The sequence below is a fragment of the Brevundimonas aurifodinae genome (genome assembly GCF_040195595.1).
Classification (GTDB): domain Bacteria; phylum Pseudomonadota; class Alphaproteobacteria; order Caulobacterales; family Caulobacteraceae; genus Brevundimonas; species Brevundimonas aurifodinae.
This window is the reverse complement of the sequence record NZ_JBEGDD010000007.1, coordinates 149,561-174,004: the sequence shown is the minus strand read 5'-3', so window position 1 is coordinate 174,004 and position 24,444 is coordinate 149,561. Positions and strand designations below refer to the sequence as shown.

Here is a 24,444-nt window from a genome sequence, read left to right as displayed (position 1 = left end):
AGTCCGGGTGGCGCTCTTTCAGCGTCTTGATGCTCCAGCGCGCCATCTCGGCGATGACGGCGGCGTCCACATCGGCCAGCCGGTTCAGATAGATGCAGCCCTTGCCCGACTTGTGCTTGCCCAGCCGCGCCAGGAAATCGTCGCGGGCCTCCTCATAGGCGGCCATGTAGAGCACCAGATTGGCCTTCCTCGGCGAGAACCCCACCAGCGGGGCCTCGCCCGAGTGGCCGCTGTCGTAGGTGTAGCGGTACTTGCCGAAGCCGATGATCGACGGCCCCCACATGACGGGCGGATGGCCGGTCGCCTCGGTCAGCAGGGCGAGGACGGCATGAGCGTCCTCACGCCGGCCGGGATGATCGACGCTGTCGATGAAGGCCTGGGGCGAGACGGGGGTGGGCTTGGTCTTGGCTTCATAGGCCATGGTGAACCTCCCGTAACGACCCTAACCCCTCCGCTCCTCCCGGCGAAAGCCGGGACCCAGTGCTTTGGGCGACGGGTTTCCGACGAGGCGCGCGCCCTGCAATCCCGACATCATGCCTCACTTAAGGACTGGGTCCCGGCTTTCGCCGGGATGAGCGGAAGAGGATGGGCACCCAGCCCCACACCTCACAGCCCCTTCACGATCCCCTCGACCATCTTCTTGGCGTCGCTGAACAGCATCATCGTGTTGTCCCTGAAGAACAGCTCGTTCTCCACGCCCGCATAGCCCGCCGCCATGCCGCGCTTGATGAACAGGACGGTGCCGGCCTTTTCGACGTCCAGGATGGGCATGCCGAAGATGGCGCTGGTGGGGTCGGTCTTGGCGGCCGGGTTGGTCACGTCGTTGGCGCCGATGACGAAGGCGACATCCGCCGTGGCGAATTCGGCGTTGATATCCTCCAGCTCGAACACCTCGTCATAGGGGACGTTGGCCTCGGCCAGCAGGACGTTCATGTGGCCGGGCATGCGGCCGGCGACGGGGTGGATGGCGTATTTCACCTCGACGCCTTCCTCCTTCAGCTTGTCGGCCATTTCGCGCAGCGCATGCTGGGCCTGGGCGACCGCCATGCCGTAGCCGGGGACGATGATGACCTTCGACGCGTTCTTCATGATGAAGGCGGCGTCCTCGGCACTGCCCTGCTTGACCGGGCGGGTCTCGACGCGGGCTTCGCCGGCTGCGGCCGCGTCGCCGCCGAAGCCGCCCAGGATGACCGAGATGAAGCTGCGGTTCATGCCCTTGCACATGATGTAGCTGAGGATCGCGCCGGAGCTGCCGACCAGGGCCCCGGTGATGATCAGGGCGATGTTCTCGAGCGTGAAGCCCAGGGCCGCCGCCGCCCAGCCGGAATAGGAGTTCAGCATCGACACCACGACCGGCATGTCGGCCCCGCCGATCGGGATGATAAGCGTCGCGCCCAGGATCAGGGCGATGGCGAAGATGCCCCAGAAGGCCCAGATGGCCGTGCCGCCCGACCCGATCATGATGCCGATCAGGAAGATCAGGCCCAGCGCCAGGCCGATGTTGATCAGGTGCCGGGCGGGCAGGATGATCGGGGCACCCGACATGTTGCCGTTCAGCTTGGCGAAGGCGATGACCGAGCCGGTGAAGGTGATGGCCCCGATGGCGACGCCCAGGGCCAGCTCGACGATCGAGATCAGCTTGATGCCACCGTCCTCGGTGGCGATGCCGAAGCTCTCGGGCGCATAGACGGCCCCGACGGCGACCAGGCAGGCCGCCATGCCGACCAGCGAATGGAAGGCCGCAACCAGCTGGGGCATGTCGGTCATGGCCACGCGCCTGGCGATCAGGGCCCCCGCCCCGCCGCCGACGATCACGCCACCGGCCAGCAGGGCCAGGGTCAGGGGATCGAGCGCGCCGGTCGTGCCCAGCGTCAGCAAGGTGATGCCGACCGCCAGCGCCATGCCGACCATGCCGAAGGTGTTGCCCTGACGGCTGGTCTCCGGGCTCGACAGACCCCGCAGCGACAGGATGAACAGGACGCCGGCGGCCAGATAGGCCAGGGCCGCGATGGATGCGTTCATGTGTCGTTTTCCCCCAGGAGGCGTTCGAGGTCGGCGATCAAAGGCGGAAAGTCGTTTCGAACCGTGTCCACCAGGATTTGAAGACTGACCTTGCCGTAGTCGTGAACCAGAATGTTGCGCATCGCGACAGACGCCTGCCAGGCCACGGACGGTGCGGCGTGTCTGACGGCGTCGGGTATTTTTCGGGCCGCCTCGCCGACGATCTGGACGGCATGCAGGATCGCGTAGGCATAGAGAGGTTCGGCGTCGAGCTCGTTCGGTTCCCGCTCGTCCAGAAAGGCCAGCGCCTTGACGGCGTTGTCGCGCATGTCGGCGAGCCTGATCCGGACTGCGTCGTCCATCAGGCCACCACGAGATCGCGACCCATGTAGGCCCACCGATCCGGTTTCATGGCCTCGCGACCGATAAGGTCCACGGGTCGCCCCAGGCGATCCTCGAGCTCTACGACGATCGCGCCCAGATCGAACAGCGTCGGTCGGCCGACGACATCGTAGACAATATCCACATCGCTGTCGGCGCGGGCTTCGCCGCGAGCGACGGATCCCACGATCCCGATCAGTTCGACGCCCAAGGCTCGAGCCGTTGGACGTTCCTCTCGGACGGCGGCCAGAGCCTGATCCAGCAAGGTCTGCGGCCGGTCCATCAGAGCAACCCCGCGAAGGCCTGATCGCCGACCTCGGCCGCCACGCCGGTTGCGGTCTCGGCACCGCGGACCAGCGCGATGGCGACCGGCCCCTCGCCCCCGCGCTTCGTGACGGCGCAGCGGCCGTTATCGACTGGCAGCCGACCAGCCTGAGGACCGGCCCCATTGATCGTCATCCGGTTGGCCCAGCGACGACGCTCGTACTGATTCACGGTGCGGGTGATGGGCCGAAAGCGGCATTCCAGAGACCAATTCGCGCCATTCGGGGCCGCGACATGCCAGTGCAGTCCGCCCCCGAGGTTGTCGCCGACGTGCGTCTGCGCCGCCGACGGACCCGCCGCCGCGCCGAGCACCCCGGCCAGCAGAGCCGCGCGCCTCATCGCCCCTCCCCCGCCGTCGCCGTGCGCCCCAGTCGCCACAGGGCGGCGGCGATGAAGAGGGGACCGAGCAGGCTCATGGCCCAGTCGAAGGGAGTCATGGCGCGTTCCTGGACCACGATGCGCGCCAGGATGCCGGCGAACAGCAGGATGACGCCGCAGTCGCGAAAGCGCAGCTTCTGGATCGCGTTCTTCTCGCCCAGCCAGCTCCACAGCCACAGACCCAGGCCGATGCCCGTGGCGAGCCACGAGACGGTCTGGGCCACGGCGGCCGGGGTGGAAACCAGGGCGTCGAGCGTCATGTCAGCCCTTGGCCTCGACCTTGGCGGGGCGTTCCTTCTTCTTGTACATGGCCAGCATGCGGCGGGTGACCATGAAGCCGCCGAAGATGTTGACGGATGCCAGGGTCACGGCCGCGACGCCCGCCCCCTTGGCGATCCAGCCGCCGACCCCGTCGCCCGAGGCCGCCGCCGCCGCGATCAGGCCGCCGACGATGATGACGCTGGAGATGGCGTTGGTCACGGCCATCAACGGCGTGTGTAGGGCGGGCGTCACCGACCAGACGACGTAGTAGCCGACGAAGATGGCGAGCACGAAGATCGCCAGGCGGAAGACGGTGGGATCGACGTGTTCCATTACGCTCTCCGGCCTTTGTAAACTTCTATCACGATCAGCAAAATCACTGGCGGCACAAGTCCGTGCAGGGTCGAGCGCACCATTCCCATCGACTGGACCAGAAGGCCGGATAGACCACCACCCACCCGGCCCTCGCCCGAAACAAACGCGGCGACGGAAAGGCCAAAAACGATGAACTCCCAAGCGATGAGCAGGCAAGCGCCGATGAACGCGACCCTGACCATAGCCTGCTTCACCCCCGCACTCCCTCGTGCACGACGGCCCCGCCGTGGGTGACCACGGCGGCCTTCAGAATCTCGTCCTCCAGATCGACGGTCAGGCCGCCCTCCTTGATGAGCAGGCCCGCGAAGGCGACCAGGTTCTTGGCGTAGAGGCTGGAGGCGTCCGAGGCGATGCGGCCGGGCAGGTTGGCGAGGCCGACGATGGAGACGCCGTTCGGCGTGGTCACGACCTCGCCCAGCTTGCCGCCCTGGACGTTGCCGCCGTTCTCGATGGCGAGGTCGACGATGACCGAGCCGGGCTTCATCGAGGCGACATGGTCGGCGGTGACCAGCACCGGCGCGGCGCGACCCGGGATCAGGGCCGTGGTGATGACGATGTCCTGCTTCTTGATGTGCTCGCCGGTCAGGGCCGCCTGTTTGGCCTTGTATTCCTCGGACATCGCCTTGGCGTAGCCGCCGGCGGTCTGGGCGTTCTTGAACTCCTCGTCCTCGACGGCGAGGAATTTGGCGCCGAGGGATTCCACCTGTTCCTTGGTGGCGGGGCGGACGTCGGTGGCGGTGACGACCGCGCCCAGACGCCGGGCCGTGGCGATGGCCTGCAGCCCCGCGACGCCCACGCCCATGACGAAGACCTTGGCGGCGGCGACGGTGCCGGCCGCCGTCATCATCATCGGAAAGCCCCGACCATAGGCGTTGGCGGCCTCGATGACCGCGCGGTAGCCCGCCAGGTTCGCCTGGGACGACAGGGCGTCCATGACCTGGGCCCGGGTGATGCGGGGCACGAACTCCATGGCGAAGGCGGTGGCGCCGGCTCCGGCCAGGGCCGCGACCGTGTCCTTCTCGCGGTAGGCGTCCAGCAGGGCGATGACGACGGCTCCGGGCTTGAGCGCCGTGATCTCCTGCTGGGTCGGGCCGCGCACCTTCAGCACCAGGTCGGCGCCGTCCAGCACCGCGCGGGTGTCGGGCTTCACCACCGCGCCGGCGGCGACGTATTCGGCGTCAGGGATGGACGAGCCGGCGCCGGTCCCGGCCTCGACCAGGACGGTCGCCCCCAGGGCGACGAACTTCTTGACCGTGTCCGGAGTGACGGCGCAGCGGGTCTCGCCCTCATGGCGTTCCCTGGTCACGGCGATGCTCAGACCCACGCGAATCCCTCCGTCCCGATGGACGGACCAAGGTTAGGCCGGGCGGGATGGGTCCGTCAAAGCACCCTTCCTTTTCCGCTCATCCTCGCGAAAGCGGGGACCCAGTGCTGCTTCGGGGCACAACGAATGGGACCATTCTCTCCCGCTGATCGCCCAAAGAACTGGGTCCCCGCTTTCGCGGGGATGAGCGGAGATTGGGGTGCGCCCCTAGTGACCGGCCTTGGGGCTCTTCAGGAAGAAGAAGCCGGCGACCGCCAGGGCCCCGCCGCCCAGCACGCCCGTGATGAGGCTGCCGCCCGGCATGAACCACAGCGTCAGCAGCAGCAGGATCGCCGCGACCGCCAGCGAGCCCCACTTGGTCAGGCCCATGAACAGGTCCCAGGTCTGACGCTGCTCCTCGATGGTCATCGAGCCGTGGACATAGGCCTCGGCGTCATGATCGGCGGCGTCGTGCGAGGTGTGGTGCGGGTGGTCGGCCATGGGGCGTTGTTCCAGGAAACGGTCGGCGTATTCGAGACGTCGCCGCCTTATAGCGAGCCGCTCTTCAGGCTCAAGGTGCGATATCTGAACGGAGCCGTCGGGATGGCGGATAATGATCGTATGTCGTTCGTTCGGGCGATAGAACTTTCCACGCTCCCAACCGGTGAAGTCGCGGACCGGCGAGATGTCGCTGTAGTCAATGTCCTCGTCGCGAATCGCATCGATGACCGCGATCTGGGCCCAAAAATCCTCATCCGATATCGTCAAGGGAATGCGGTTCAAGACCGCTGTCTGTGCTTGCCGCCAGATTAGAGTGTAGCACCCTCTAGGAACCCCGCCATCCTCGGACTTGATCCGAGGATCGGATTGTCCGCCGCGCCGCTATCCGATGCGTCGCACAACGGCTGAGGCTCGGACCCGGCGATGCCCTATGCGGAACGTCCGATCCTCGGATCAAGTCCGAGGATAACGGGCATAATGAGCCTGCCTCAACCCAGCGCCTCGAACTGGTCGATCAGCCGCTCCAGCCGCCGGGTGCCGATGGTCCAGAAGGCCGGGTCGCGCGGGTCGAGGCCGAAGGGCTTCAGCGCCTCCGCGTAGGTCAGGGTGCCGCCGGCGGCCAGAAGGTCGCGGTACAGAGGCGTGAAGCCGTCCGGGTCCTTGGCGCGGGTCTCCATCAGGGCGGCGACCAGCAGATCCCCGAAGGCATAGGCATAGACGTAGAAGGGCGAGTGGACGAAATGGCTGACGTAGCTCCACCAGGCGTCATAGCCGAGGTTGAGCGTGACGGCAGGGCCCAGAGACGCGCCCATCTCCTCGATGAACAGCTGGCCCAGACGCTCGGCCGGGACCTCGCCCTTGGCCCGCTCGTCGTGGAAGCGGGTCTCGAAGCGGTGGAAGGCGATCTGGCGGACGACGGTGTTCAGGCCGTCCTCGATACGGCCGGCCAGGAGGCCCCGCTGCTCGGCCTTGGGCGCGGTGGCCAGCAGGCGGTCGAAGGTCAGGCCCTCGGCGAAGATCGAGGCGGTCTCGGCCAGGGTCAGGGGGGTGTCGGCCAGCAGGGTGCCCTTCTCCGCCGCCAGGGTCTGGTGGACGCCGTGGCCGAGCTCGTGGGCCAGGGTCAGGACGTCGCGCCGTTCGCCCATCCAGTTCAGGAAGACATAGGGGTGGCGGTCGGCGGTGACCGGGTGGGCATAGGCGCCCGACTGTTTGCCCGGGCGGGCGCGGCCGTCGATCCACGGTCTGTCGAAGAAGCGCCCGGCGCGGGCCGCGAACTCGTCGCCCAGGTCCGAGAAGCTCTCCAGCACCAGGTCGCGACCCTGACCCCAGTCGAAGGCGCGCGGCGCCGTGGTCTCGATCGGAGCATTCCGGTCCCACTGGTCCAGCTTCGGCTTGCCCAGGACCCTGGCCTTGAGCGCATAGTAGCGGTGCGACAGGCGCGGATAGGCGGCGGCGACTGCGTCGGCCATGGCGTCGACCGCTTCGCCATCGACCTCGTTGGACAGGTGGCGGCTGTCGGCGGGGCGTTTGAACCCGCGCCAGCGGTCCTCCATCGCCTTGTCGGCGGCGACGGTGTTGAGCACCAGCGCCAGGGTCGGGACGCGGGCGGCGAGCGCGGCGTTCAGGCCCTCGGCGGCGGCCTTCCTGCGGGCCTCCCTGGGATCGGACAGCTGGTTCAGGGCCTCAGCGAGCGTCAGGGTGTCCTTGCCGGCCTCGACACGCAGGGCGGCCATGGTCTCGTCGAACAGGCGCGGCCATTGGGCGTTGATCGGCATCCGCTCGGCGATGAAGGTCTCGAGCTCCTGCGACAGCTCGTGCGGCTTCATGGCGCGGACGCGACGGAGCCACGGCCGCCAGCGGGCCGCGCCCGCATGGGCCGCCAGCGCGGCCTCCAGCTCGGCGTCGTCCAGCTGATTGATCTCCAGGGTCACCCAGACGGTCGGGGTGGCGACGGCGGTGATCTTCTCGCGCAGGTCGGCCTCGAAGCCTTGCGCGGCCGCGTCGTTTCGGTCGGTGGAGGCGGACAGGAAGGCGAAGGCTCCCAGCGCGCCCAGCCGCTCGGACGCCTGTTCATAGAGACCGATGACCCGATCCAGCGTCGCGCCCAGCGCCGCGGGGTCGGCGCGATCGGCGACGAGGCGGCCCTGCAGGCCGTTCAGCTCCGCGACCGCGGCGCGGGCGGCGTCCAGGTCTGCGACGACGCGGGCGTCCTCGCGCGAGGCATAGAGATCGGAGAGGTCCCACAGGGGGGGCTCGGCGGCGGGGGTCTTGAAGGGCGCGTTCATGACGCGGTTGTGGGGTCGACGGCCGCCGGGCGCAACCGGTCGCGATCGTCGCGGCGTCAGGAAGCGTGCCCTTTCGCGGGGCCGCGACATGGGCTCTGATGCGGCATCCTGGGGCGAGGACGACATGAACAGCGCAGCGGACACGATCGGCGGGGGACGCGACGCCCTGGGGGCGACCTCGGGGCGGATGGTGGCTCTGGCGCGGCTGGGGATCGGGCTGGCCCAGGGGATCGTCCTGTATCTGCTGATGCGGACCACCGAGGGAGATGGGGCGACCTGGTCGTCGCGGAACCCGGAACTGTTCGCGGCGATGCTGTTGCCCGCCCTGTTCCTGCCGCCCGTGCTGCTGGCCGGGGTGGGGCGACTGAGGATCGCGATCCTGGCGGCTTGGGCCGGCGTCGCCGCCACGGTGCTGGCGGGGCTGGCCTGGCACGACATCGCGCGGCAGTCGGGGATGGACCGCGAGCCGACGTTTCCGCTGTTCGCATTCTCGGCCGTGGCGCTGTTCATCGCCCACCATCTGATCCTGCCGGCGGACCGGGAGCGGCGGCTGATCGCGTCCTTTGCGGCCTATTTCGACGCGGCCTGGATGGCGGGGGTGCAGTTGGCGGCGTCGATCGCCTTCGCCGGGGTGTTCTGGCTGCTGCTGTTCCTGGGGGCGGCGCTGTTCAACGTCATCGGGCTGAGATTCCTGGGCGAGTTGCTGCGGCAGGGCTGGTTCTTCCTGCCGCTGACCGGACTGGCGTTCGCGACGGCGGTGCATCTGACGGATGTGCGCGACGGGCTGATCCGGGGGGTGCGGACCATCGCCCTGATGCTGCTGTCATGGTTGCTGCTGGTGCTGACGGTGCTGGTCGGGGCCTTCCTGATCGCCCTGCCCTTCACCGGGCTGGACGGGCTGTGGGAGACGGGCAGCGCGACGGCGCTGGTGCTGTCGGCGGTGGGGGTGATGATCGTGCTGATCAACGCCGCCTATCAGGACGGGCGGCCCGAGAACCTGCCGCCCGCCGTGCTGAGGGTCGCCGTCCAGGTGGCGGCGGTCCTGCTGGTGCCCCTGGTCGGGATCGCCGTCTGGGGCCTGGCGCTGCGGATCGGCCAGCACGGGCTGACGCCCGACCGGATCATCGCGGCGGCCTGCGCCCTCATCGGGGCGCTTCATGCGGGGGGCTACGCCCATGCAGCGGCGGCGACCCTGCGGTCCGGAACCCGCTGGATGGCGCCATTGGAGCGGACCAACATCGCCGGTGCGGTGGCCAGCGTCCTGGCGATCCTGGCCCTGTTCAGCCCGGTCGCCGATCCCGCGCGTCTGTCGGTCGCCGACCAGATGGCGCGACTGGAGCGCGGCCAGGTCGCGGCGGACAGGTTCGACTATGACTTCCTGCAGCAGTCCAGCGGAAAGACCGGTCATGCCGCCCTGGCCCGTCTGGCGGCGTCCGACGACCCGGTGATCGCCGCCCGCGCCAAGGCCGCCCAGGACCAGATCGTCTTCAACGACCCGAGCGAGAGCCAGGACGTCCGACCGATCATCGACACCCTGGACGGCGCCCCCGCCCTGCCCGAGCCCTTCTTCGAGATCGTCGGGGAGACCGAGGACGCGCGGTCGGACTGCCGCGCGCCCGGCGACTGTCTGGCGGTGCTCGGGCCGTCCCTGGGCTTTCCGCAGGGCGACGTTCTGCTGGTTCAGGCCGGCACGGTCACCGTGTTCAGCGAGGACGCCGAATACGGCACCTACTGGTCGCGAGGGTACTTTGTGCCGGTGGTGTGCGGGGGCCGGCCGGCGGTCGATGCGCGCGACTTGCTGCGCCAGGGCCGGCTGCGCGCCGCCGACCATAGCCGTCCCGCGCTGGAGACCGGCAGCGGCGTTCCGGCGGAGCTGGTGGCCAGCGCCCGGCCGCGATGCTGAGCCAGAGCCGCGGTTAACCCCGGGGACACCACGTCGGCCAACCCGATCTTCACCGCGTCGGGCCTAGAACCGTCCCGAAACGAGCCAGTCCCGCGACAGAGGACCGGCCGGTGACAGGGGTGTCTTCCTATGGCCAAGACCGTTCTGGTGGTCGACGACGATCCGACGCAGCGCCGGCTGGCGCAGGCGGTTCTGGAGCGCGAGGGCTATCAGGTGGTTCACGCCGAAAGCGGCGGCGAGGCCATCGATCGCCTGACCAAGGGCGGTGGAGCGGACGTGGTCCTGCTGGACCTGGTCATGCCACAGATGAGCGGCATGGAGTGCCTGGCGGAGATCCGCACCGCGGGGGTGACCACGCCGGTGATCGTGCTGACGGCCAGCGGCGGCATCGAGACGGTGGTCAAGGCCATGCAGGCCGGGGCCCAGGACTTTTTCGTCAAGCCCGCCAGCCCGGAACGCATCCTGGTCGGTATCCGCAACGCCCTGCAGCTGACCCAGCTGACGGCCGAGGTCGGGCGGCTGAAGAAGCACGTCGCGGGTCGGGTGACCTTCGCCGACCTGGTGGGCGACAGCCGGCCCATGCAGATGGTCAAGGCGCTGGGCGGCCGGGCGGCCAAGTCCACCATCCCGGTGCTGATCACCGGCGAGAGCGGCGTCGGCAAGGAAGTGATCGCGCGCGCCCTGCACGGGGCGTCGGAGCGGGCGGGCAAGCCGTTCGTGGCCGTCAACTGCGGGGCCTTGCCGGTCAATCTGGTCGAGTCGATCCTGTTCGGCCACGAGAAGGGCAGCTTCACCGGCGCGTCCGACAAGCATCTGGGCAAGTTCGCCGAGGCCAATGGCGGCACCCTGTTCCTGGACGAGATCGGTGAGCTGCCGCTGGACATGCAGGTCAAGCTGCTGCGCGCGCTGCAGGAAGGCGAGATCGATCCGGTCGGGTCCAAGCGGGCGGTCAAGGTCGATGTGCGCATCGTCTCGGCCACCAACCGCGACCTGTCAGGCGCCGTGGCGGCGGGGACCTTCCGCGAGGACCTGTTCTATCGCCTGAACGTGTTTCCGATCGAGGCCCCGGCGCTTCGCGACCGGCGCGAAGATATCCCCGCCCTGATCGACCACTTCGTCGGCCGCTTCAACGTCGAGGAGGGCAAGCGGGTGGCGGGCGCCTCGGCCGAGACCCTGGCCCTGCTGACCGCGTTCGACTGGCCCGGCAATGTGCGCCAGCTGGAGAACACCATCTATCGCGCCATCGTCCTGGCGGACGCGCCCTTCCTGCAGCCACACGACTTTCCGGCCATCTCGGGCATCGCCATGCCGCTGGAGGCGCAAGCCTCGCAGCCGTCGGCGGCGGTCCAGGGCTATGCCGACCTGCCCCCCCTGCCCGACCAGCCGATCAAGATCCTGGACGAGCGCGGGCATCTGCGGACGCTGGAGGACATCGAGCGCGATCTGATCCAGCATGCGATCGAGGTCTATGCCGGTCATATGTCCGAGATCGCGCGTCGGCTGGGCATCGGCCGCTCGACCCTGTACCGCAAGGTGCGCGAACAGGGGCTGGAAGGCGCGCTGAAAGAGGCGGGGTGACAAATCCGTCTCCTCCCTGTCGCGAAACGATGGGGAGGTGGCACGGAGCGGAGCGGAGTCACGGAGCGGTTCTCGCCGCCCCCCAAGAACCCCTCCGTCAGCTCGCAAGGGCTCGCTGCCACCTCCCCATCGGCCAGTCGGCCGACAGGGAGGAGACGCAGTGTAACAAACCGCCTCATTGACGCCGCGACGGAACGCCAGCACTGGCGCGTGAAACAAGGTCGCCGGATCGGCGTTCGCCCACGCCGGACGGACGCTGCCCCACCGCCCCTCCCCGCGTTCGCCAGCCCAGAGTTCTCATGACCGTCGCCTCCACCCTGCTCGTCGCGCTCGCGTCGGGCGCGATCCAGACCGCGCCCGTCCAGGCCAGCCCCGCCGTGCCCCAGGCGACGGTCCCGGCCGCCCAGGAGCCGCAGGACGAGGACCAGCCGTCGGGCGCATCCGTGGCGGCGGACGATCCCGACTATGTCTTGCCAGAGGTGACGGTCTCGGCCGCGCGCGGGCGGGTGCAGGGCGACATCGAGCCCGAGATCACCCTGGATGCCGACCAGCTGATCGCCTACGGCGCGACGAACGTCGCCGAGCTGCTGGCGGCGCTGGAGCCCCTGACGCGGTCGAACCGGGGTCGCGGGGGCGGCGGGCCGGTGGTGCTGCTGAACGGCCGGCGGACGTCGGGCTTCCAGGAAATCCGCACCATCCCGTTCGAGGCGATCGAGCGGACCGAGATCCTTCCCGAAGAGGCCGCCCTGACCTATGGCTTCGCGGCGGATCAGCGGGTGGTCAACATCGTGCTGAAGGCCACCTTCACCCAGGCCAACGCCGAACTGACCTATCGCGCGCCGACGCAGGGCGGGCGCAACTCGACCGAGGTCGAAAGCGGATACTTCAGCATCGTCGGCGGCAACCGGCTGAACGTCAGCCTGGAACACGAGCACGACACCGCCCTGTTCGAGACCGAGCGCGACATCCGGCGCGATCCGGGCAGTCAGCCGTTCGACCGGATCGGCAATGTCGCCGGGATCCCGTTCGGCGCCGAGATCGACCCCGCCCTGTCGGCTCTCGCGGGCCAGTCGGTGACCGTTGCGGCCAATCCGGGCGGTTCCAATCCGACCCTGGCGGGCTTCGCGGCCGGAGCCAATACGCCGCGGTCAGGCGACCTGACCCAGTACCGGACCCTGCTGCCGCGCGGCGACCAGACCCAGCTGAACGCCTCGCTGGCGCGGGACCTGAACGAGACGATCAAGGGGACCATCAGTCTGAACCTGGAACAGGGCTCCAGCTTCTCGTATCTGGGCCTGCCCGGCGTGACCCTGACGGCTCCGGCGGGGCTGAACGGCTCGCCCTTCAGCCAGGACGTCGCGGTCTATCGCTTCATCGACGACCCGTTCGCCGTGACGCGCGACAGTCAAACCCAGACGGCCAATCTGGGACTGCTGCTGGACGGCTTCCTGGGCGACTGGCGCTGGACGCTGTCGGGTGCCTATGACCGGGTGGAGAGCGACACCGTGACAGGGCGCGGCCTGGACGCCACGGCGGCTCAGGCCGCTGTGACGGCGGGCACGCTGAACCCGTTCGGCGACCTGGACCCCGCGCGGTTCAGCCGGCTGGTCGACACGGCCAACTCGGTTTCCAGCGGCGGCAATGTCGAGGCGGTGTTCAACGGCGACCTGTTCGAGCTGCCGGCCGGGTCGGTCAGCAGCACCCTGACGGTCGGAGCGGACACGCGCGAACTGGAATCGGAGAGCACCCGCTCGGGCGTGTTCAGCGCCCGCACGATCGGTCGGGACCGGGTCTTCACCTCGGCCAACCTGACCCTGCCGATCTCGAACGGCGTCGATGTGCTGCGGCCGATCGGCGATCTGTCGGTCAATGTGAACGCCGGCTATGACGACGCGTCGGACATCGGCGGGCTGACCACCTGGGGCGCGGGCCTCAACTGGTCGCCGATCGATGCCCTGGGCATCATCGCCAGCTATACCAACGAGGACGGGGCCCCCTCGATCTCGCAGCTGAACGACCCGGTCATCTCCAACCCCAACAGCGCGGTGTTCGACTTCCGCACCGGCGAGACGGTTCTGGTCACCCGCATCACCGGCGGCAATCCCAACCTGACCCCGGACAACCGCCAGGTCTGGAAGCTGGGTTTCAACTGGCAACCGATCTCCAGCCAGGAACTGCGCATCCGGTCGGACTTCACCCGCACGACCGTGGACGGGGCCATCACCGGGTTTCCGACCATCACGCCCGATCTGGAAGCGGCCCTGCCCGAGCGGTTCACGCGCGACGCGACCGGTCGACTGATCGCGATCGACGCCCGGGCGCTGAACTTCACCCAGACCGAGCGATCGGAGCTGCGCAGCGGCTTCAACTTCTCGCGCGCTTTCGGCCAGCCCAATCTGGCGGCGGCGGGCGGACAGGGCGGACGGCCGGGCGCAGGCGGCCCGCCCGGCGGTGGCGGGCCCCGCGCCGGGGGCGGCGGTGGGCGTCAAGGCGCCGGCGGCCCCCCGGGCGGCGGCGGACAGTTCCGGTTCGGCGGCGGCGGTGGAGGCCGGGGCGGCGGCGGCATGTTGCCGGGCCAGGGACGGTTCAACATCTCGGTCTTCCACACCGTGCGCTTCACCGACGAGGTGACGATTCGGCCGGGCCTGCCGGTACTGGACCTGCTGGATGGCAATGCCACGGGCGGGAACGGCGGTACGCCCAGAAATGAGGTCCAGGTCCAGGGTGGCGTGTTCCGCAACGGCTTCGGCACCTTCCTGAACGCCAACTGGAACCAGGGGACCGAAGTCGATGGCGGTCCGGGCGGATCGACCCTGAACTTCAGCGACCGCACCACCGTGAACCTGACGATGTTCGTGGACCTGAACCAGCGCGCGTCCTGGGTCGAACGCTATCCCATCCTGCGCGGGTCGCGCGTCAGCCTGGGCATCCAGAACCTGTTCGACAGCCGCACCGAGGTGACCTCCTCGACCGGCGACGTGCCGCTGAACTATCAGCCCGATTTCCTGGACCCCGAGGGCCGGGTGATCCGGTTGAGCTTCAGGAAGGTACTGTTCTAGGGATTAGGGAGTAGAGGCGACGCGGGGAGCGGCCAGCGCGTTATCCCCTCCGATCCCTAATCCCCAATCCCTTTCTTCCGGCCCCAACGAGGTCGCGGCTCCTCGCCGTTGGCCTTTCGGGTGATCTCTTTCAGCTTTCGGCCCTGCATGGCGGACAGGGCCTGACCGGGCGCGCCCTTTTCGGGATCGCCGAAGGCCCGGCCGTAGGTCTTCACGCGGTCCTCGACCGAACCCAGGAACTCGCCCTCCCATTCGGACAGGGAAACGCCCGCCTTCTCGGCCGAGCGGCGAGCGCGTTTCAGGGCATTCAGCGCGGCGCGCTTGGCGGCCTCGCGCTGGGCTTCATAGGGGCTGGGTGCCTCCTTGGAGGCCCTATCGCCCTTCGGGCTAGTTGAGGGCGATTTCCGCTTCACGCCCCGCAGGGTGTCAGATTTCGCCCAGGGCGGACAGATACAGGTCCAGGATGGCGTCCTCTTCCTGACGCTTGGCCTTGTCCTGCTTGCGGATGCGGATGACCTTGCGCAGGATCTTGACGTCGTAGCCCTCGCCCTTGGCCTCGGCGAAGACCTCCTTCTGGTCGGCCATGATCGCGGCCTTGTCCTCCTCCAGACGCTCGATCCGCTCGATGATGGATCGCAGACGGCCCTGGGCCGCCGAGGTCAGGACGTCGGGGGAAGCATCGAAGCCGGCGTCGTCGGGCATTGTTTGATCCTTGAGGGGCGCTACCGCTCGGCTCGCGGAGCCTCGCTGCTTGAGCGCGTTGTGAGTTTGGACCGGCTAACCATGTCGGTGGCCACGGCTCAACGTCGGACACGAAAAAGGCCACGGACAACGCCCGCGGCCTGTGGATCGTTCTGCGCTCAGGCAGCGCGGCTCCGCGAGCCGCGCGTTAGCGCCAGGGCGTCAGCCCTGCTTCGCCTTGAAGCGCGGGTCGGTCTTGTTGATCACGAAGACGACGCCCTTGCGACGCACGACCTTGCAGTCGCGGTGACGGGTCTTGAGCGACTTGAGCGAGCTGCGGACCTTCATGGTCGGACTTCCTTAGTTGCGCTACCGCTCGCCGCGCGGCGGCTCGCTGCTTTAGCGCGGGAGGCGAATGCTGAAACAGAAAAGCCGTCGGCGGACCGGCGGCGGAACGGGGCGTATAGAGAAGGTGGGCGAGCGCGTCAACCAGATGGGACGGCCCAACGCGCGATGTTTGCATGCCGTCGAGCCACACGATCGCCAGTTGCCAGCGCCCCTCGCCAGGCGCAAGCCACGGGAGCTTGGCACGCGCCGACGGGGGAACCAGCATGGGACTGTTCGACTGGATGACGGGCAGTCGGCCCGCGCCGCGCGGCGTGCCGCGAGTGGCGACGCAGATCCTGCGCGAGCAACTGCTGGCCATAAACCGGGACAGCGCCCCTTTCATCGTGCGCGACGCCAGGAAGAAGGAAGGGGCGGACATGGTGGCCGAATGGCGCATCGTCGACGAGACCTGGTACGAAATCTTCGCCAAGGCCGGCGTTCAGCGGGTGTTCAAGGTGCTGATGACGTTCGACGAGGCGAAGGGCGAAATCCGCGCGCTCGATCAATCGTGGGAGGTCGAGTGGCGCGCCGGCGTGCCCGTGCTGTCCGCCACCGCGGAGGGCTTTCGCGGCCAGTCCTGGGAAAAGAGCTTCGAGACGGTCTATGCCTTCCGTGAGGACCTGTCCTGGGGCGAGGTCTACAGCTATCGATTCGACACGGACGAGATCAAGAAGCCGCTGGTGGCGGCCGCGCAGAAGGCCGGCTGGGGCTGGCGCGGCGTCGCATTCGGCAAGCTCTGAGCCCCCGTAGCGGCGGCGCCGCAGCTCAGCGGATTCGGGAACGATCCAGCCCGGCTTCACCTTATCGTGCGAGGCACGGTCATATTGCCGTGCCATTGGCACGAGACTTGATCCGGCACGTCGTCTTCTGGGAAACCCTGCCCTCATGCGCCTCGACCACCGACTCGTCCTGATCGCCTGCGTTTCGGCCTGCGCGCCGATGCTGCCGGAAGCCCCGCCGGCCGTGGTCAACGCCGCGCCCGCGCCGCCGCCCGCGTCACCGCCGGTCGCCGCCGCACAGGAACGCCCCTATTCGACCGATGCGGCAGGGTTCGACGGCTGGAAACAGGGCTTTCTGGACAGGAAGGGCGGCGCGCGGCGAGACGCCTATGCGCGTCAGCTGGAGGGCCTGTCACCCGATCCCGACGTGATCCGTCTGGACGGCAACCAGCCCGAGTTCAGCCGTCCGGCCGGAGCCTATATCGCCAACGCCATCTCTGCGGCGCGCGTGGCCGAGGGTCGGCGGCGGCTGGACGCCGTGCCGTCCGGCGTGGTCCAGCGCTATGGCGTTCCGGCCGAGATCCTGGTGGCGATCTGGGGTCTGGAATCCAGCTTCGGCCAGGTCCAGGGGTCCAGCGACGTGATCCGGTCGCTGGCGACGCTCGCCTATGACGGACGCCGTCGCGACTGGGCCGAGGATCAACTGAAGCACGCGCTGGACATCGTCATCGACGGACGGCGCGAACGCGCGGGTCTGCTGGGCAGTTGGGCCGGGGCCATGGGCCAGACCCAGTTCATGCCCGACAACTATCTGCGGCTGGGCGTCGATCACAACGGCGACGGCCGCGTCGACATCTGGGGCACGGACGCCGACGCCCTGGCCTCGGCCGCCAACCTGCTGGCCCAGGCGGGATGGAAGCGCGACCAGCGCTGGGGATACGAGGTCACCCTGCCCTCCGGCTTCGACTATGCCCTGGCCGAGGCGGACGGTCGGCCGTGGAGCTTCTGGGCCCAGCAGGGCGTCAGCCTGGTGCGGGGCGGAGCGCCGACGTCGGGCGAGGCGGCCGAGAACGGCGTCATCCTGTTGCCTCAGGGCGCGCGGGGCCCGGCCTTCCTGGCCCTGCCCAACCACTATGTGATCCGTCGCTACAACAACTCGGTCAGCTACGCCCTCGCCATCGGCCTGATGGCGGACGGGGTGGCGGGGCGGCCGGGGCTGGTCGGCACCTGGCCCGACGACGGTCCCCTGTCGCGCGAACAGCGTTTCGGGGCCCAGACGGCCCTGGCGCGCATGGGATACGACGTCGGTGGCATCGACGGGGTGATCGGGTCCGGGACGCGTCGGGCGCTCAGGGCCTGGCAGGTGGCGAACGGGCGGACGCCGGACGGCTATCTGACGGCGGTCCTGGCCGAGGAGCTGATGCGGGGGATGTAGATCCCTGTCTCCTCCCTGTCGCGCAGCGATGGGGAGGTGGATGCGAGCTCTTGCGAGCAGACGGAGGGGTTCTGGACGAGGTGTCGACCGCGCCGCTGCCAGAACCCCTCCGTCTCTCCGCTACGCTTCGAGCCACCTCCCCATCGCCCAAGTGGGCGACAGGGAGGAGACACCTACTCCTTCATCCGCCAGGTCGCGCCGTTGGGGCCGTCCATCACGACGACGTTCAGCGCGGTCAGGCGGTCGCGGATGCGGTCGGCCTCGGGCCAGTCCTTCTCGGCGCGGGCGGTGAGGCGCTGGGCCAGCAAGGCCTCGACCTCGGCCTTGAGGGCGTCGTCGGCCCCGCCGGAGAACCAGGCGTCGGGGTCCGACTGAAGCACGCCCAGAATGTCACCGGCCGCCAACAGGGCGGCCTTTGCCGGGCCGACGGCGGCGAGATCGCCGGCCGTCATGCCGCGCTCGATCTCGCTGGACAGGGCGAACAGGCTGGCGATGGCCCCCGGCGTGTTCAGGTCGTCCTGGATGGCGGCGAGGAACTCGGCAGGCGGCTCGGCCGATTCGACTGCGACGCTCTTGGCCCGACCCAGGGCCCCGTAGAGCCGGTCCAGGTTCTTCCTCGACTGATCCAGCAGGCTCTGGTTCCAGTCCAGCGGCTGGCGGTAGTGGGCGCTGAGCAGGGCCCACCGCACGACCTCGCCCGGCATGGATTGAACAAGATCGTGCAGCAGCAGGACGTTGCCGACCGACTTGGACATCTTCTCGGCGTCGACGGTCAGGAAGCCGTTGTGCATCCAGTAGCGGGCGTACGCGTCGTGGGCCTGGTCAGCATGGGCGTGGCCGTGGGCGCAGACCCCTTGCGCGATCTCGTTCTCGTGGTGCGGAAACACCAGGTCGATGCCGCCGCCGTGGATGTCGATGGGCAGGCCCAGGACCTGTTCGATCATGGCCGAGCATTCGATGTGCCACCCGGGACGACCGTCGCCCCAGGGGCTGGGCCAGGCCGGCTCCCCCTCTTTGGACGGCTTCCACAGGACGAAGTCGTGCGGGTTCTTCTTGTAGGGCGCGACCTCGACGCGGGCGCCGGCGATCATGTCGTCCAGATTGCGGCCCGACAGCGCGCCGTAGGAGGGATAGCTGGAGACGTCGAACAGGACGTGGCCCTCGGCGACATAGGCCGAGCCCTGATTCAGGATTGCGCCGATCTGGGCAACGATGGCGTCCATGTGATCGGTCACATGGGGCGCGATGTCGGGGGGCGAGACGTTGAGCGCGGCCATATCGGCCAGGTAAGCGGCCTCGTAGCGGGCGGTGACGTCGCCGATCGGCACGCCTTCGCGTGAGGCCTTCTGATTGATCTTGTCGTCCACGTCGGTGACGTTGCGCGCATAGACGACGGCGTCGGGGCCATAGGTCCGGCGCAGCAGCCGCACGAGAACGTCGAAGACCACCGGCGGCCGGGCGTTGCCGATGTGGGCATAGTCATAGACCGTTGGCCCGCAGACATAGAGCGTGACCCGACTGGGGTCGCGCGGCGTGAACTCGCGCTTCTCGCGTTTCAGGGTGTCGTGGAGAAAAAGCGTCATTGTGAAGCGGTACGGTTCGTTTTCTTGCGGGACTTGCCTCGCGTCCCATATAGCCGTGTCAGCCCGGCGAACAGCCGTGGCCACGAACAGGGAGAGCGACGCGCGTCAATCCGGGGCCATCGTCCCGGCGCTACTGGTCGCTGAAAAACACTTCATGGACGCCCATGCCGCCCGCCCGACCCTCGTCGGGAACGACCACATGACCCGCCCGAGCCGCGAGGAGGCCCTGGCCGCCGTGCGCACCTTGATCGCCTGGTCGGGCGACAACCCCGACCGCGAGGGCCTGCTGGACACGCCCAAGCGGGTGGTCGACGCCTATGGCGAGTGGTTCGAGGGCTATGCCGCCGACCCCGCCAAGGAGCTGAGCCGCACGTTCGAGGACGTGCAGGGCTATGACGACATGGTGCTGCTGCGCGACATCGAGGTCGAGAGCCACTGCGAGCACCACATGGCCCCCTTCCTGGGCAAGGCCTATGTCGCCTATCTGCCGACCGAGAAGGTCGTGGGCATCTCCAAGATCGCGCGCGTGGTCGAGATCTTCTCCAAGCGGCTGCAGACCCAGGAGACCCTGACCCAGGAGATCGCGGCGGCTCTGGAGAGCAATCTGAACCCTGCGGGCGTCGCCGTGCTGATCGACGCGGAGCACCAGTGCATGACGACGCGCGGCGTTCATCATCGCCATGTCTCGACCATCACCACCCGGTTCACCGGCGCGTTCAAGAGCGATCCGGCCCTGGTCGAGCGGTTCCTGAAGCTGGCCAAGGGCTAGGACTTCGCCGGACGGGGGAAAAGAGCGCCACGCGGAACCGGGTTCCGCCCGAGACCGCTTTACAAGCCCGGCATCAGACGCCAAGAACCGTTCGAAGCCTTGAACACGCCCGAGCCGCGAGCGCCGGGCAAGATGGAGACGACCAGACATGGGCGCCAAGCTTTCGGGACCCGGTGGACAGGGTGGCAAGACCATCTCCCAGAACAGCGAGATCAACGTCACGCCGTTCGTCGACATCATGCTGGTGCTGCTGATCATCTTCATGGTCGCCGCGCCGCTGGCCACCGTGTCGATCAAGCTGGACCTGCCGCCGGCCACGCCGCCGGCGTCGGACGAGCCGGTCGAGCCGGTCTACATCACCATCCAGGAAACCGGTTCGATCTTCATCGCCGACGCCCAGAGCGCGATCGAGACCCTGCCGGCCGACGTCTGCGCCGCCGTGGGCAACCCCACAGGCCGAGGCTGCACCGAGGAGCGCGTGTTCGTCCGCGCCCAGCCCGAAGTGAAATACGAGCAGTTCATGGAAGTCATGAACACCCTGCAGGAGAACGGCTTCTTCAAGGTCGGTCTGCTGAACGAAGACATCGAGTAGGCGGTCTCGACGCCTGAAACGACAAAGGCCGCGTCCCCCGAGGGACGCGGCCTTTTTCTTTGCCTTGAAGGAGGTGCCTAGACCTTGATCAGCTGAGGAGGAATCGCTTCGCGATTCCGCCGATGCTGTGAATCAAGGTCCAGCGGTTTCCTGGGGCCTGATCCGACCGGAAAACCGCTCACATTTTTCCGGATCAGGCCCTAGTGACGGCCGTCGCCCTTCAGGCTGTCCTTGATTCCGCCGACGGTGTTCTGGACCTTGCCTTCGACCTTGTCGGCGCGGCCTTCGGCCTTCAGCTTCTCGTCGCCGGTCAGCTTGCCGAGACCTTCCTTGATCGACCCGCCCGTCTGTTTGGCGGCGCCTTCGATGCGGTCATGATCAGCCATGATGATCTCCTGAGGGTCACACGACCGGGATGATCGCGCTTCGACAGAAAGAGCGATTCTGGAGCGCCGCCGTTCCGTATGGTGGCGCTTCGTCTCAGCGACGCAGCCAGGCGGCGACCGCCCAGGCGTGGGCCTCGTGGCGCAACTCGGCCAGGGCGGTGCGGGGATGCAGCCAGACCAGTTCGTGGTCGGCCTCGACCTTGCGGGCGGGATCCAGCGCGATCATCCGGGCGATCCAGACGCCGCCGACGTTGTTGACCGGCTGACCGTCCGACTTGCGGAAATACTGACCCGCCTCGACGATCCGTTCGACCGGTTCGACAGTCATGCCGGTCTCTTCCAGAAACTCGCGGACCAGGGCCTGTTCCTCGGTCTCGTCGCCATCGACCGCGCCGCCCGGCAGGTCGTGGTAGGGCGCGTCCCGGGTCACGCGAACGCAGGCCAGCCTCTCGTCGTGAAAAACGAGGCCGAAAGCGGTCGGCCGGACGAGATACCCGACGCCGGCTTCGGCCCGACCGAACTGCAGCGCGGGCGTCACAGGTCGAAGGCCAGCCGGGCGCGGACGCCCTTGTGCGCGCCGTCGAACTCCACGGCGGAGCGCAGGCCAGACGCCATGGCGGTGATGATCTTGCCGCCCAGGCCCGTGCCCTTGGGCTTGCCGTCGCCGAGGCCCGGACCGTCGTCCTCGACGGTCAGGATGGCGCGCCTGCCCGTGGAGTCGGGCTCCAGGATGACGCGGATCTCGCCCCCCTGCCCCGGGCCGTAGGCATATTTCACAGCATTGGTGACCAGTTCGGTGACGACGACGCCCAGCGAGACGGCCTGGTCCGTCGGCACCCAGATCGACGCGGCCTGCAAGGTGATGTTGGGCGCGGAGCCGTCGGGCCCCAGGGACTTGCACAGCTCGTCGACCAGACCTTCGAGATAGGCGTCCATCTCGACGCTCTCCATGTCGCCCGAAGTGTAGAGGCGGCGATGGACATGGGCGACGGCCTCGATCCGGGCCTGGGCTTCGCGCAACGCCGCGCGGGCCCCCTCGTCGGTCAGGTGGCGCTGTTGCAGCGACATGAAGCTGGACACCAGCTGCAACGAGTTGCCGACGCGGTGATTGACCTCGCGCAGCATGGCCTCGGCCCGGTCGCGGGCCAGACGGACCAACTCCTGGGCCTCCTCGTTCTCGCGCTCCAGACGGCGGCGCAGGAGGGCGTCCTCGAGGGCCGAGCGCAGCAGGGCGGTGAAGTCCTCGGACACGTCCTTGATGACATAATCGGCGGCCCCGGCGCGCAGGGCGGCGACAGCGATCCGGCCTTCTTGGGCCCCGGTCACATAGACCACCGGCGGGGGCGCGGCGCGATCCAGAATGCACGGCAGGACGTCCAGGCCCTCGCGACCGGGCATGTAGTGGTCCAGCGCGATGATGTCGAACACCCCGTCGTTCAGCAGATCCAGCCCCGCGTCGCCGTCGGGCGCCAGCGTCACCTCATAGCCGTGACGGCCGAGTTCCTTCTGCACGAGCCGCGACAGCCCGCGGTCGTCGTCGATGTAGAGCAGCCGGATGGGCGGCCGGTCTGGCGTCATTCGATCACCGGGGCCTGCATCACCGACAGGAACAGGCCCAGCTGGCGGATGGCGGCTGCGAAGCTCTCATAATCGACGGGCTTGGTGATGTAGACATTGCAGCCCAGGTCGTAGCAGCGCTGGATCTCGGCCTTGTCGTCGGTGGTGGTCAACACGACGACCGGCGCGCGCTTCAGCCGCTCGTCGCGCTTGACCTCGGCCAGGATGTCGGTGCCCTGCATGTCGGGCAGGTTGAGGTCCAGCAGGATCAGCAGCGGCCCGTTGGCGAGGGACTCGGCCGAGAACAGGTGGTCCAGCGCGCCCTGTCCGGTGTCGAAGTGGGCGATCTCGTTGGAGATGTTCGCCCGGCGGATGTTCTTTTCGATCAGCTTGGCGTGGCCATGGTCGTCCTCGACCATGACGATCTTCACAGGGTTGCTCACAGGGGGTCTCCAGCCTCGTCGAGGATCAGGCGTTTGGGAAATTTCAGACGGAAAGTCGAGCCTTCGCCGAGAACGGATTCGACCGCCACTTCGCCGCCCAGACGGCGAACGCTGTTCCGCACGAAGGCGAGGCCCAGACCCTCGCCGGGTCGGTCCTGGCGGCCCGCGCGGCGGAACAGCTCGAAGATCCGTTCATGGTCCCTGTCCGAGATGCCGCGACCGTTGTCGACGATCTCGTATTCGACCCAGCCGCCGGGAACGTCGCGGCCGCGAACCTCGATATGGCCCGGCCGCTTTGGGTCCAGATACTTGACGGCGTTGTCGATCAGATTGCCGACCACCTGTTCGACGGACAGGCGATCACTCTCAAGTTCGGGCAGATCGGCGACCACGATCTCGGCGTCCGCCTGGCCCAGCTGGTGGGCGACGCTGTCGGCGATGCGGCGGACCATGACGGTCATGTCCAGCGTCTCCGGCGTCAGGGTGCGACGGCCCTCGCGCGACAGTTTCAGGATGGCGTTGATCAGCCGGTCCATCTTCTCGGTCGAGGCACGGATGAAGCCGACCGCTTCGGGGATGTCCTCGCGGGTCGCCGTCAGCGCATCGCTCTCGATCAGGTCGGGGGCCACGGTCTCGACCTTGGTCATCTGCAGGTCGATGGCCTTGCCGGCCTGCTCCAGCTCGGCGGTGTAGCCCATCACATTGACCAGGGGCGAGCGCAGGTCGTGGCTGACGATATAGGCGAAGCGCTGCACCTCTTCATTGGCGCGCGTGAGGGCAGCGGTTCGGGCGCGCACCGTCTCCTCCAGCCCGGCATTAACCCGGTCGAGCGCGGCCTGCGAGGCCCGCAGATCCTCGAGGTAACGACGCACCAACAGGAACACGATCCCGGCCAGGATCAGGATCAGCAGACCCGCGATGGCGTTCACGACGCTGGTGAAGGCGGCCGAGCCCTCCGACTGGGCCGTGGCCTGGGCGATCTCCGACCCCATTCGCCGATCGACGTCGGTCAGGGCCTCGTCCAGCTCGCGCATCAGGGCCTGGCCCTGCCCTCCCCTGACCTGGGCGATCGCATCCGGAGCTCGACCCGCGCGGAAAAGCTCCAAGACCTGGTTCATCTCGGCGATCTTCTCGCGCGAAAGGCGCGTGACCTCCTCGGCCTCGGCGGCACCCGGATTGTCGACGGCGATCTGGCGGCGAAAGTTCTCCAGCATCGCCTCATGGGCGGTCAGCGCGCCGCGGTACTCCAGCAGGAAATCCGGCCGGCCGGTCAGCAGATAGCCCCGGTGGGAGGTCTCGGCGTCCTTGAGGTTCAGCAGCAGCAGCCGGCCCGACCGACGCGCCTGCCACTGGGCGTCGACGCGCTCGTTGAACTGGGCGGTGCGCTGCACCAGGATGAAGGTGCTGAGATTGGCCACCAGAAGGGCCGCCATCGCGATGGCGAGCGCCAGGACGATCGAGCGCCCCAGCGTGCGCTGACGCGCGAACCGGTCGATCCGGTCAATGAGGTCCGCCAAAGCCGTGCGCATCGTCGCAGTGCTTT

At 68.3% G+C, this 24,444-nt stretch carries 27 protein-coding genes; 7 read left to right on the top strand and 20 right to left on the bottom strand.

Features of this window, described 5'->3' with window-relative positions:
• From ABN401_RS10280 to ABN401_RS10230, 11 genes are all read right to left on the bottom strand, one after another.
• Positions 1-421, bottom strand: a 421-nt coding sequence (locus ABN401_RS10280; RefSeq protein ID WP_349684747.1) for a DUF1801 domain-containing protein, incomplete at its 3' end; no start/stop codon positions are given.
• A 185-nt stretch (positions 422-606) separates the two neighbouring features.
• Entirely contained in the window at positions 607-2,022 is a 1,416-nt protein-coding gene (locus ABN401_RS10275) for an NAD(P)(+) transhydrogenase (Re/Si-specific) subunit beta (RefSeq protein ID WP_349684746.1), read from the bottom strand.
• The gene (locus ABN401_RS10270) at positions 2,019-2,363 is read right to left on the bottom strand and encodes a HepT-like ribonuclease domain-containing protein (protein WP_349684745.1); all 345 of its coding nucleotides are present in this window, start codon (positions 2,361-2,363) and stop codon (positions 2,019-2,021) included. Before ABN401_RS10270 ends, ABN401_RS10275 begins: the two co-directional genes overlap by 4 nt.
• Complete coding sequence (locus ABN401_RS10265) at positions 2,363-2,665, bottom strand: nucleotidyltransferase family protein (RefSeq protein WP_349684744.1); 303 nt, start codon at positions 2,663-2,665, stop codon at positions 2,363-2,365. The genes ABN401_RS10270 and ABN401_RS10265 overlap by 1 nt, the downstream gene beginning before the upstream one ends.
• Complete coding sequence (locus tag ABN401_RS10260) at positions 2,665-3,045, bottom strand: hypothetical protein (RefSeq protein ID WP_349684743.1); 381 nt, start codon at positions 3,043-3,045, stop codon at positions 2,665-2,667. Before ABN401_RS10260 ends, ABN401_RS10265 begins: the two co-directional genes overlap by 1 nt.
• Positions 3,042-3,344, bottom strand: a complete 303-nt coding sequence (locus ABN401_RS10255; RefSeq protein WP_349684742.1) for a hypothetical protein — start codon at positions 3,342-3,344, stop codon at positions 3,042-3,044. Before ABN401_RS10255 ends, ABN401_RS10260 begins: the two co-directional genes overlap by 4 nt.
• A 1-nt stretch (position 3,345) precedes the next feature.
• On the bottom strand, positions 3,346-3,678 hold the full coding sequence (locus tag ABN401_RS10250) for an NAD(P) transhydrogenase subunit alpha part 2 (protein ID WP_054110995.1): 333 nt from the start codon (positions 3,676-3,678) through the stop codon (positions 3,346-3,348).
• Complete coding sequence (locus ABN401_RS10245) at positions 3,678-3,914, bottom strand: hypothetical protein (protein WP_349684741.1); 237 nt, start codon at positions 3,912-3,914, stop codon at positions 3,678-3,680. Before ABN401_RS10245 ends, ABN401_RS10250 begins: the two co-directional genes overlap by 1 nt.
• Complete coding sequence (locus ABN401_RS10240; protein WP_349684740.1) at positions 3,911-5,044, bottom strand: Re/Si-specific NAD(P)(+) transhydrogenase subunit alpha; 1,134 nt, start codon at positions 5,042-5,044, stop codon at positions 3,911-3,913. The genes ABN401_RS10245 and ABN401_RS10240 overlap by 4 nt, the downstream gene beginning before the upstream one ends.
• A 207-nt stretch (positions 5,045-5,251) precedes the next feature.
• Positions 5,252-5,791, bottom strand: a complete 540-nt coding sequence (locus ABN401_RS10235; protein WP_349684739.1) for an aa3-type cytochrome c oxidase subunit IV — start codon at positions 5,789-5,791, stop codon at positions 5,252-5,254.
• 221 nt (positions 5,792-6,012) lie between these two features.
• Complete coding sequence (locus tag ABN401_RS10230) at positions 6,013-7,809, bottom strand: M3 family oligoendopeptidase (RefSeq protein WP_349684738.1); 1,797 nt, start codon at positions 7,807-7,809, stop codon at positions 6,013-6,015.
• Between the two features lie 88 nt (positions 7,810-7,897).
• Here ABN401_RS10230 and ABN401_RS10225 point away from each other — a divergent pair, with 88 nt between their 5' ends.
• From ABN401_RS10225 to ABN401_RS10215, 3 genes are all read left to right on the top strand, one after another.
• Positions 7,898-9,712, top strand: a complete 1,815-nt coding sequence (locus ABN401_RS10225; RefSeq protein ID WP_349684737.1) for a DUF4153 domain-containing protein — start codon at positions 7,898-7,900, stop codon at positions 9,710-9,712.
• A gap of 129 nt (positions 9,713-9,841) precedes the next feature.
• Positions 9,842-11,290: a sigma-54-dependent transcriptional regulator gene (locus tag ABN401_RS10220; RefSeq protein WP_349684736.1), complete on the top strand. Its 1,449-nt coding sequence runs from the start codon at positions 9,842-9,844 to the stop codon at positions 11,288-11,290.
• A gap of 299 nt (positions 11,291-11,589) precedes the next feature.
• Positions 11,590-14,349 (top strand): TonB-dependent receptor, encoded by a 2,760-nt coding sequence (locus tag ABN401_RS10215; RefSeq protein WP_349684735.1) that lies wholly within the window; start codon positions 11,590-11,592, stop codon positions 14,347-14,349.
• 56 nt (positions 14,350-14,405) lie between these two features.
• On the opposite strand, the gene ABN401_RS10210 is transcribed toward ABN401_RS10215, so the two are convergent.
• From ABN401_RS10210 to ykgO, 3 genes are all read right to left on the bottom strand, one after another.
• On the bottom strand, positions 14,406-14,762 hold the full coding sequence (locus tag ABN401_RS10210; RefSeq protein WP_432763550.1) for a hypothetical protein: 357 nt from the start codon (positions 14,760-14,762) through the stop codon (positions 14,406-14,408).
• Positions 14,763-14,775: 13 nt separating this feature from the next.
• On the bottom strand, positions 14,776-15,051 hold the full coding sequence (gene gapR, locus ABN401_RS10205; protein WP_349684734.1) for a nucleoid-associated protein GapR: 276 nt from the start codon (positions 15,049-15,051) through the stop codon (positions 14,776-14,778).
• Positions 15,052-15,252: 201 nt separating this feature from the next.
• Positions 15,253-15,378 (bottom strand): type B 50S ribosomal protein L36, encoded by a 126-nt coding sequence (ykgO, locus tag ABN401_RS10200; protein ID WP_008263184.1) that lies wholly within the window; start codon positions 15,376-15,378, stop codon positions 15,253-15,255.
• A gap of 263 nt (positions 15,379-15,641) precedes the next feature.
• Here ykgO and ABN401_RS10195 point away from each other — a divergent pair, with 263 nt between their 5' ends.
• Together ABN401_RS10195 and ABN401_RS10190 are read left to right on the top strand one after the other, a co-directional pair.
• Positions 15,642-16,157, top strand: a complete 516-nt coding sequence (locus tag ABN401_RS10195; RefSeq protein WP_349684733.1) for a hypothetical protein — start codon at positions 15,642-15,644, stop codon at positions 16,155-16,157.
• Between the two features lie 145 nt (positions 16,158-16,302).
• Positions 16,303-17,571 carry a lytic murein transglycosylase gene (locus ABN401_RS10190; protein WP_349684732.1) on the top strand — a complete coding sequence of 423 codons (1,269 nt, stop codon included), beginning with the start codon at positions 16,303-16,305 and terminating at the stop codon, positions 17,569-17,571.
• Positions 17,572-17,744: 173 nt separating this feature from the next.
• Here ABN401_RS10190 and cysS read toward each other — a convergent pair whose 3' ends face one another.
• Positions 17,745-19,154 carry a cysteine--tRNA ligase gene (cysS, locus tag ABN401_RS10185; protein ID WP_349684731.1) on the bottom strand — a complete coding sequence of 470 codons (1,410 nt, stop codon included), beginning with the start codon at positions 19,152-19,154 and terminating at the stop codon, positions 17,745-17,747.
• A 154-nt stretch (positions 19,155-19,308) separates the two neighbouring features.
• Between cysS and folE the strand changes: the two genes are divergently transcribed.
• Positions 19,309-19,923, top strand: a complete 615-nt coding sequence (folE, locus tag ABN401_RS10180; RefSeq protein ID WP_349684753.1) for a GTP cyclohydrolase I FolE — start codon at positions 19,309-19,311, stop codon at positions 19,921-19,923.
• A 148-nt stretch (positions 19,924-20,071) separates the two neighbouring features.
• Positions 20,072-20,515, top strand: a complete 444-nt coding sequence (locus ABN401_RS10175; RefSeq protein ID WP_349684730.1) for a biopolymer transporter ExbD — start codon at positions 20,072-20,074, stop codon at positions 20,513-20,515.
• 200 nt (positions 20,516-20,715) lie between these two features.
• Here ABN401_RS10175 and ABN401_RS10170 read toward each other — a convergent pair whose 3' ends face one another.
• The 5 genes from ABN401_RS10170 to ABN401_RS10150 all read right to left on the bottom strand — a co-directional run bounded on the left by ABN401_RS10170 (position 20,716) and on the right by ABN401_RS10150 (position 24,418).
• On the bottom strand, positions 20,716-20,901 hold the full coding sequence (locus ABN401_RS10170) for a CsbD family protein (RefSeq protein WP_349684729.1): 186 nt from the start codon (positions 20,899-20,901) through the stop codon (positions 20,716-20,718).
• Between the two features lie 94 nt (positions 20,902-20,995).
• Positions 20,996-21,439 (bottom strand): NUDIX domain-containing protein, encoded by a 444-nt coding sequence (locus tag ABN401_RS10165; protein ID WP_349684728.1) that lies wholly within the window; start codon positions 21,437-21,439, stop codon positions 20,996-20,998.
• A complete protein-coding gene (locus tag ABN401_RS10160) occupies positions 21,436-22,479 on the bottom strand; it encodes a sensor histidine kinase (RefSeq protein WP_349684727.1) in 1,044 nt (347 codons plus the stop codon). The genes ABN401_RS10165 and ABN401_RS10160 overlap by 4 nt, the downstream gene beginning before the upstream one ends.
• Positions 22,476-22,901, bottom strand: a complete 426-nt coding sequence (locus tag ABN401_RS10155) for a response regulator (protein WP_432763549.1) — start codon at positions 22,899-22,901, stop codon at positions 22,476-22,478. The genes ABN401_RS10160 and ABN401_RS10155 overlap by 4 nt, the downstream gene beginning before the upstream one ends.
• A complete protein-coding gene (locus ABN401_RS10150) occupies positions 22,898-24,418 on the bottom strand; it encodes a sensor histidine kinase (RefSeq protein ID WP_349684726.1) in 1,521 nt (506 codons plus the stop codon). The genes ABN401_RS10155 and ABN401_RS10150 overlap by 4 nt, the downstream gene beginning before the upstream one ends.
• Between the last annotated feature and the right edge of the window lie 26 nt (positions 24,419-24,444).

Coding starts and splice junctions, on each gene's coding strand:
- ABN401_RS10270 (WP_349684745.1), bottom strand. CDS start 2,363: ATGGACGACGCAGTCCGGATCAGGCTCGCCGACATGCGCGACAACGCC.
- ykgO (WP_008263184.1), bottom strand. CDS start 15,378: ATGAAGGTCCGCAGCTCGCTCAAGTCGCTCAAGACCCGTCACCGCGAC.
- ABN401_RS10215 (WP_349684735.1), top strand. CDS start 11,590: ATGACCGTCGCCTCCACCCTGCTCGTCGCGCTCGCGTCGGGCGCGATC.
- ABN401_RS10255 (WP_349684742.1), bottom strand. CDS start 3,344: ATGACGCTCGACGCCCTGGTTTCCACCCCGGCCGCCGTGGCCCAGACC.
- gapR (WP_349684734.1), bottom strand. CDS start 15,051: ATGCCCGACGACGCCGGCTTCGATGCTTCCCCCGACGTCCTGACCTCG.
- ABN401_RS10265 (WP_349684744.1), bottom strand. CDS start 2,665: ATGGACCGGCCGCAGACCTTGCTGGATCAGGCTCTGGCCGCCGTCCGA.
- ABN401_RS10175 (WP_349684730.1), top strand. CDS start 20,072: ATGGGCGCCAAGCTTTCGGGACCCGGTGGACAGGGTGGCAAGACCATC.
- ABN401_RS10170 (WP_349684729.1), bottom strand. CDS start 20,901: ATGGCTGATCATGACCGCATCGAAGGCGCCGCCAAACAGACGGGCGGG.
- cysS (WP_349684731.1), bottom strand. CDS start 19,154: ATGACGCTTTTTCTCCACGACACCCTGAAACGCGAGAAGCGCGAGTTC.
- ABN401_RS10160 (WP_349684727.1), bottom strand. CDS start 22,479: ATGACGCCAGACCGGCCGCCCATCCGGCTGCTCTACATCGACGACGAC.
- ABN401_RS10195 (WP_349684733.1), top strand. CDS start 15,642: ATGGGACTGTTCGACTGGATGACGGGCAGTCGGCCCGCGCCGCGCGGC.
- ABN401_RS10230 (WP_349684738.1), bottom strand. CDS start 7,809: ATGAACGCGCCCTTCAAGACCCCCGCCGCCGAGCCCCCCCTGTGGGAC.
- ABN401_RS10275 (WP_349684746.1), bottom strand. CDS start 2,022: ATGAACGCATCCATCGCGGCCCTGGCCTATCTGGCCGCCGGCGTCCTG.
- ABN401_RS10220 (WP_349684736.1), top strand. CDS start 9,842: ATGGCCAAGACCGTTCTGGTGGTCGACGACGATCCGACGCAGCGCCGG.
- ABN401_RS10225 (WP_349684737.1), top strand. CDS start 7,898: ATGGGCTCTGATGCGGCATCCTGGGGCGAGGACGACATGAACAGCGCA.
- folE (WP_349684753.1), top strand. CDS start 19,309: ATGGACGCCCATGCCGCCCGCCCGACCCTCGTCGGGAACGACCACATG.
- ABN401_RS10190 (WP_349684732.1), top strand. CDS start 16,303: ATGCGCCTCGACCACCGACTCGTCCTGATCGCCTGCGTTTCGGCCTGC.
- ABN401_RS10260 (WP_349684743.1), bottom strand. CDS start 3,045: ATGAGGCGCGCGGCTCTGCTGGCCGGGGTGCTCGGCGCGGCGGCGGGT.
- ABN401_RS10250 (WP_054110995.1), bottom strand. CDS start 3,678: ATGGAACACGTCGATCCCACCGTCTTCCGCCTGGCGATCTTCGTGCTC.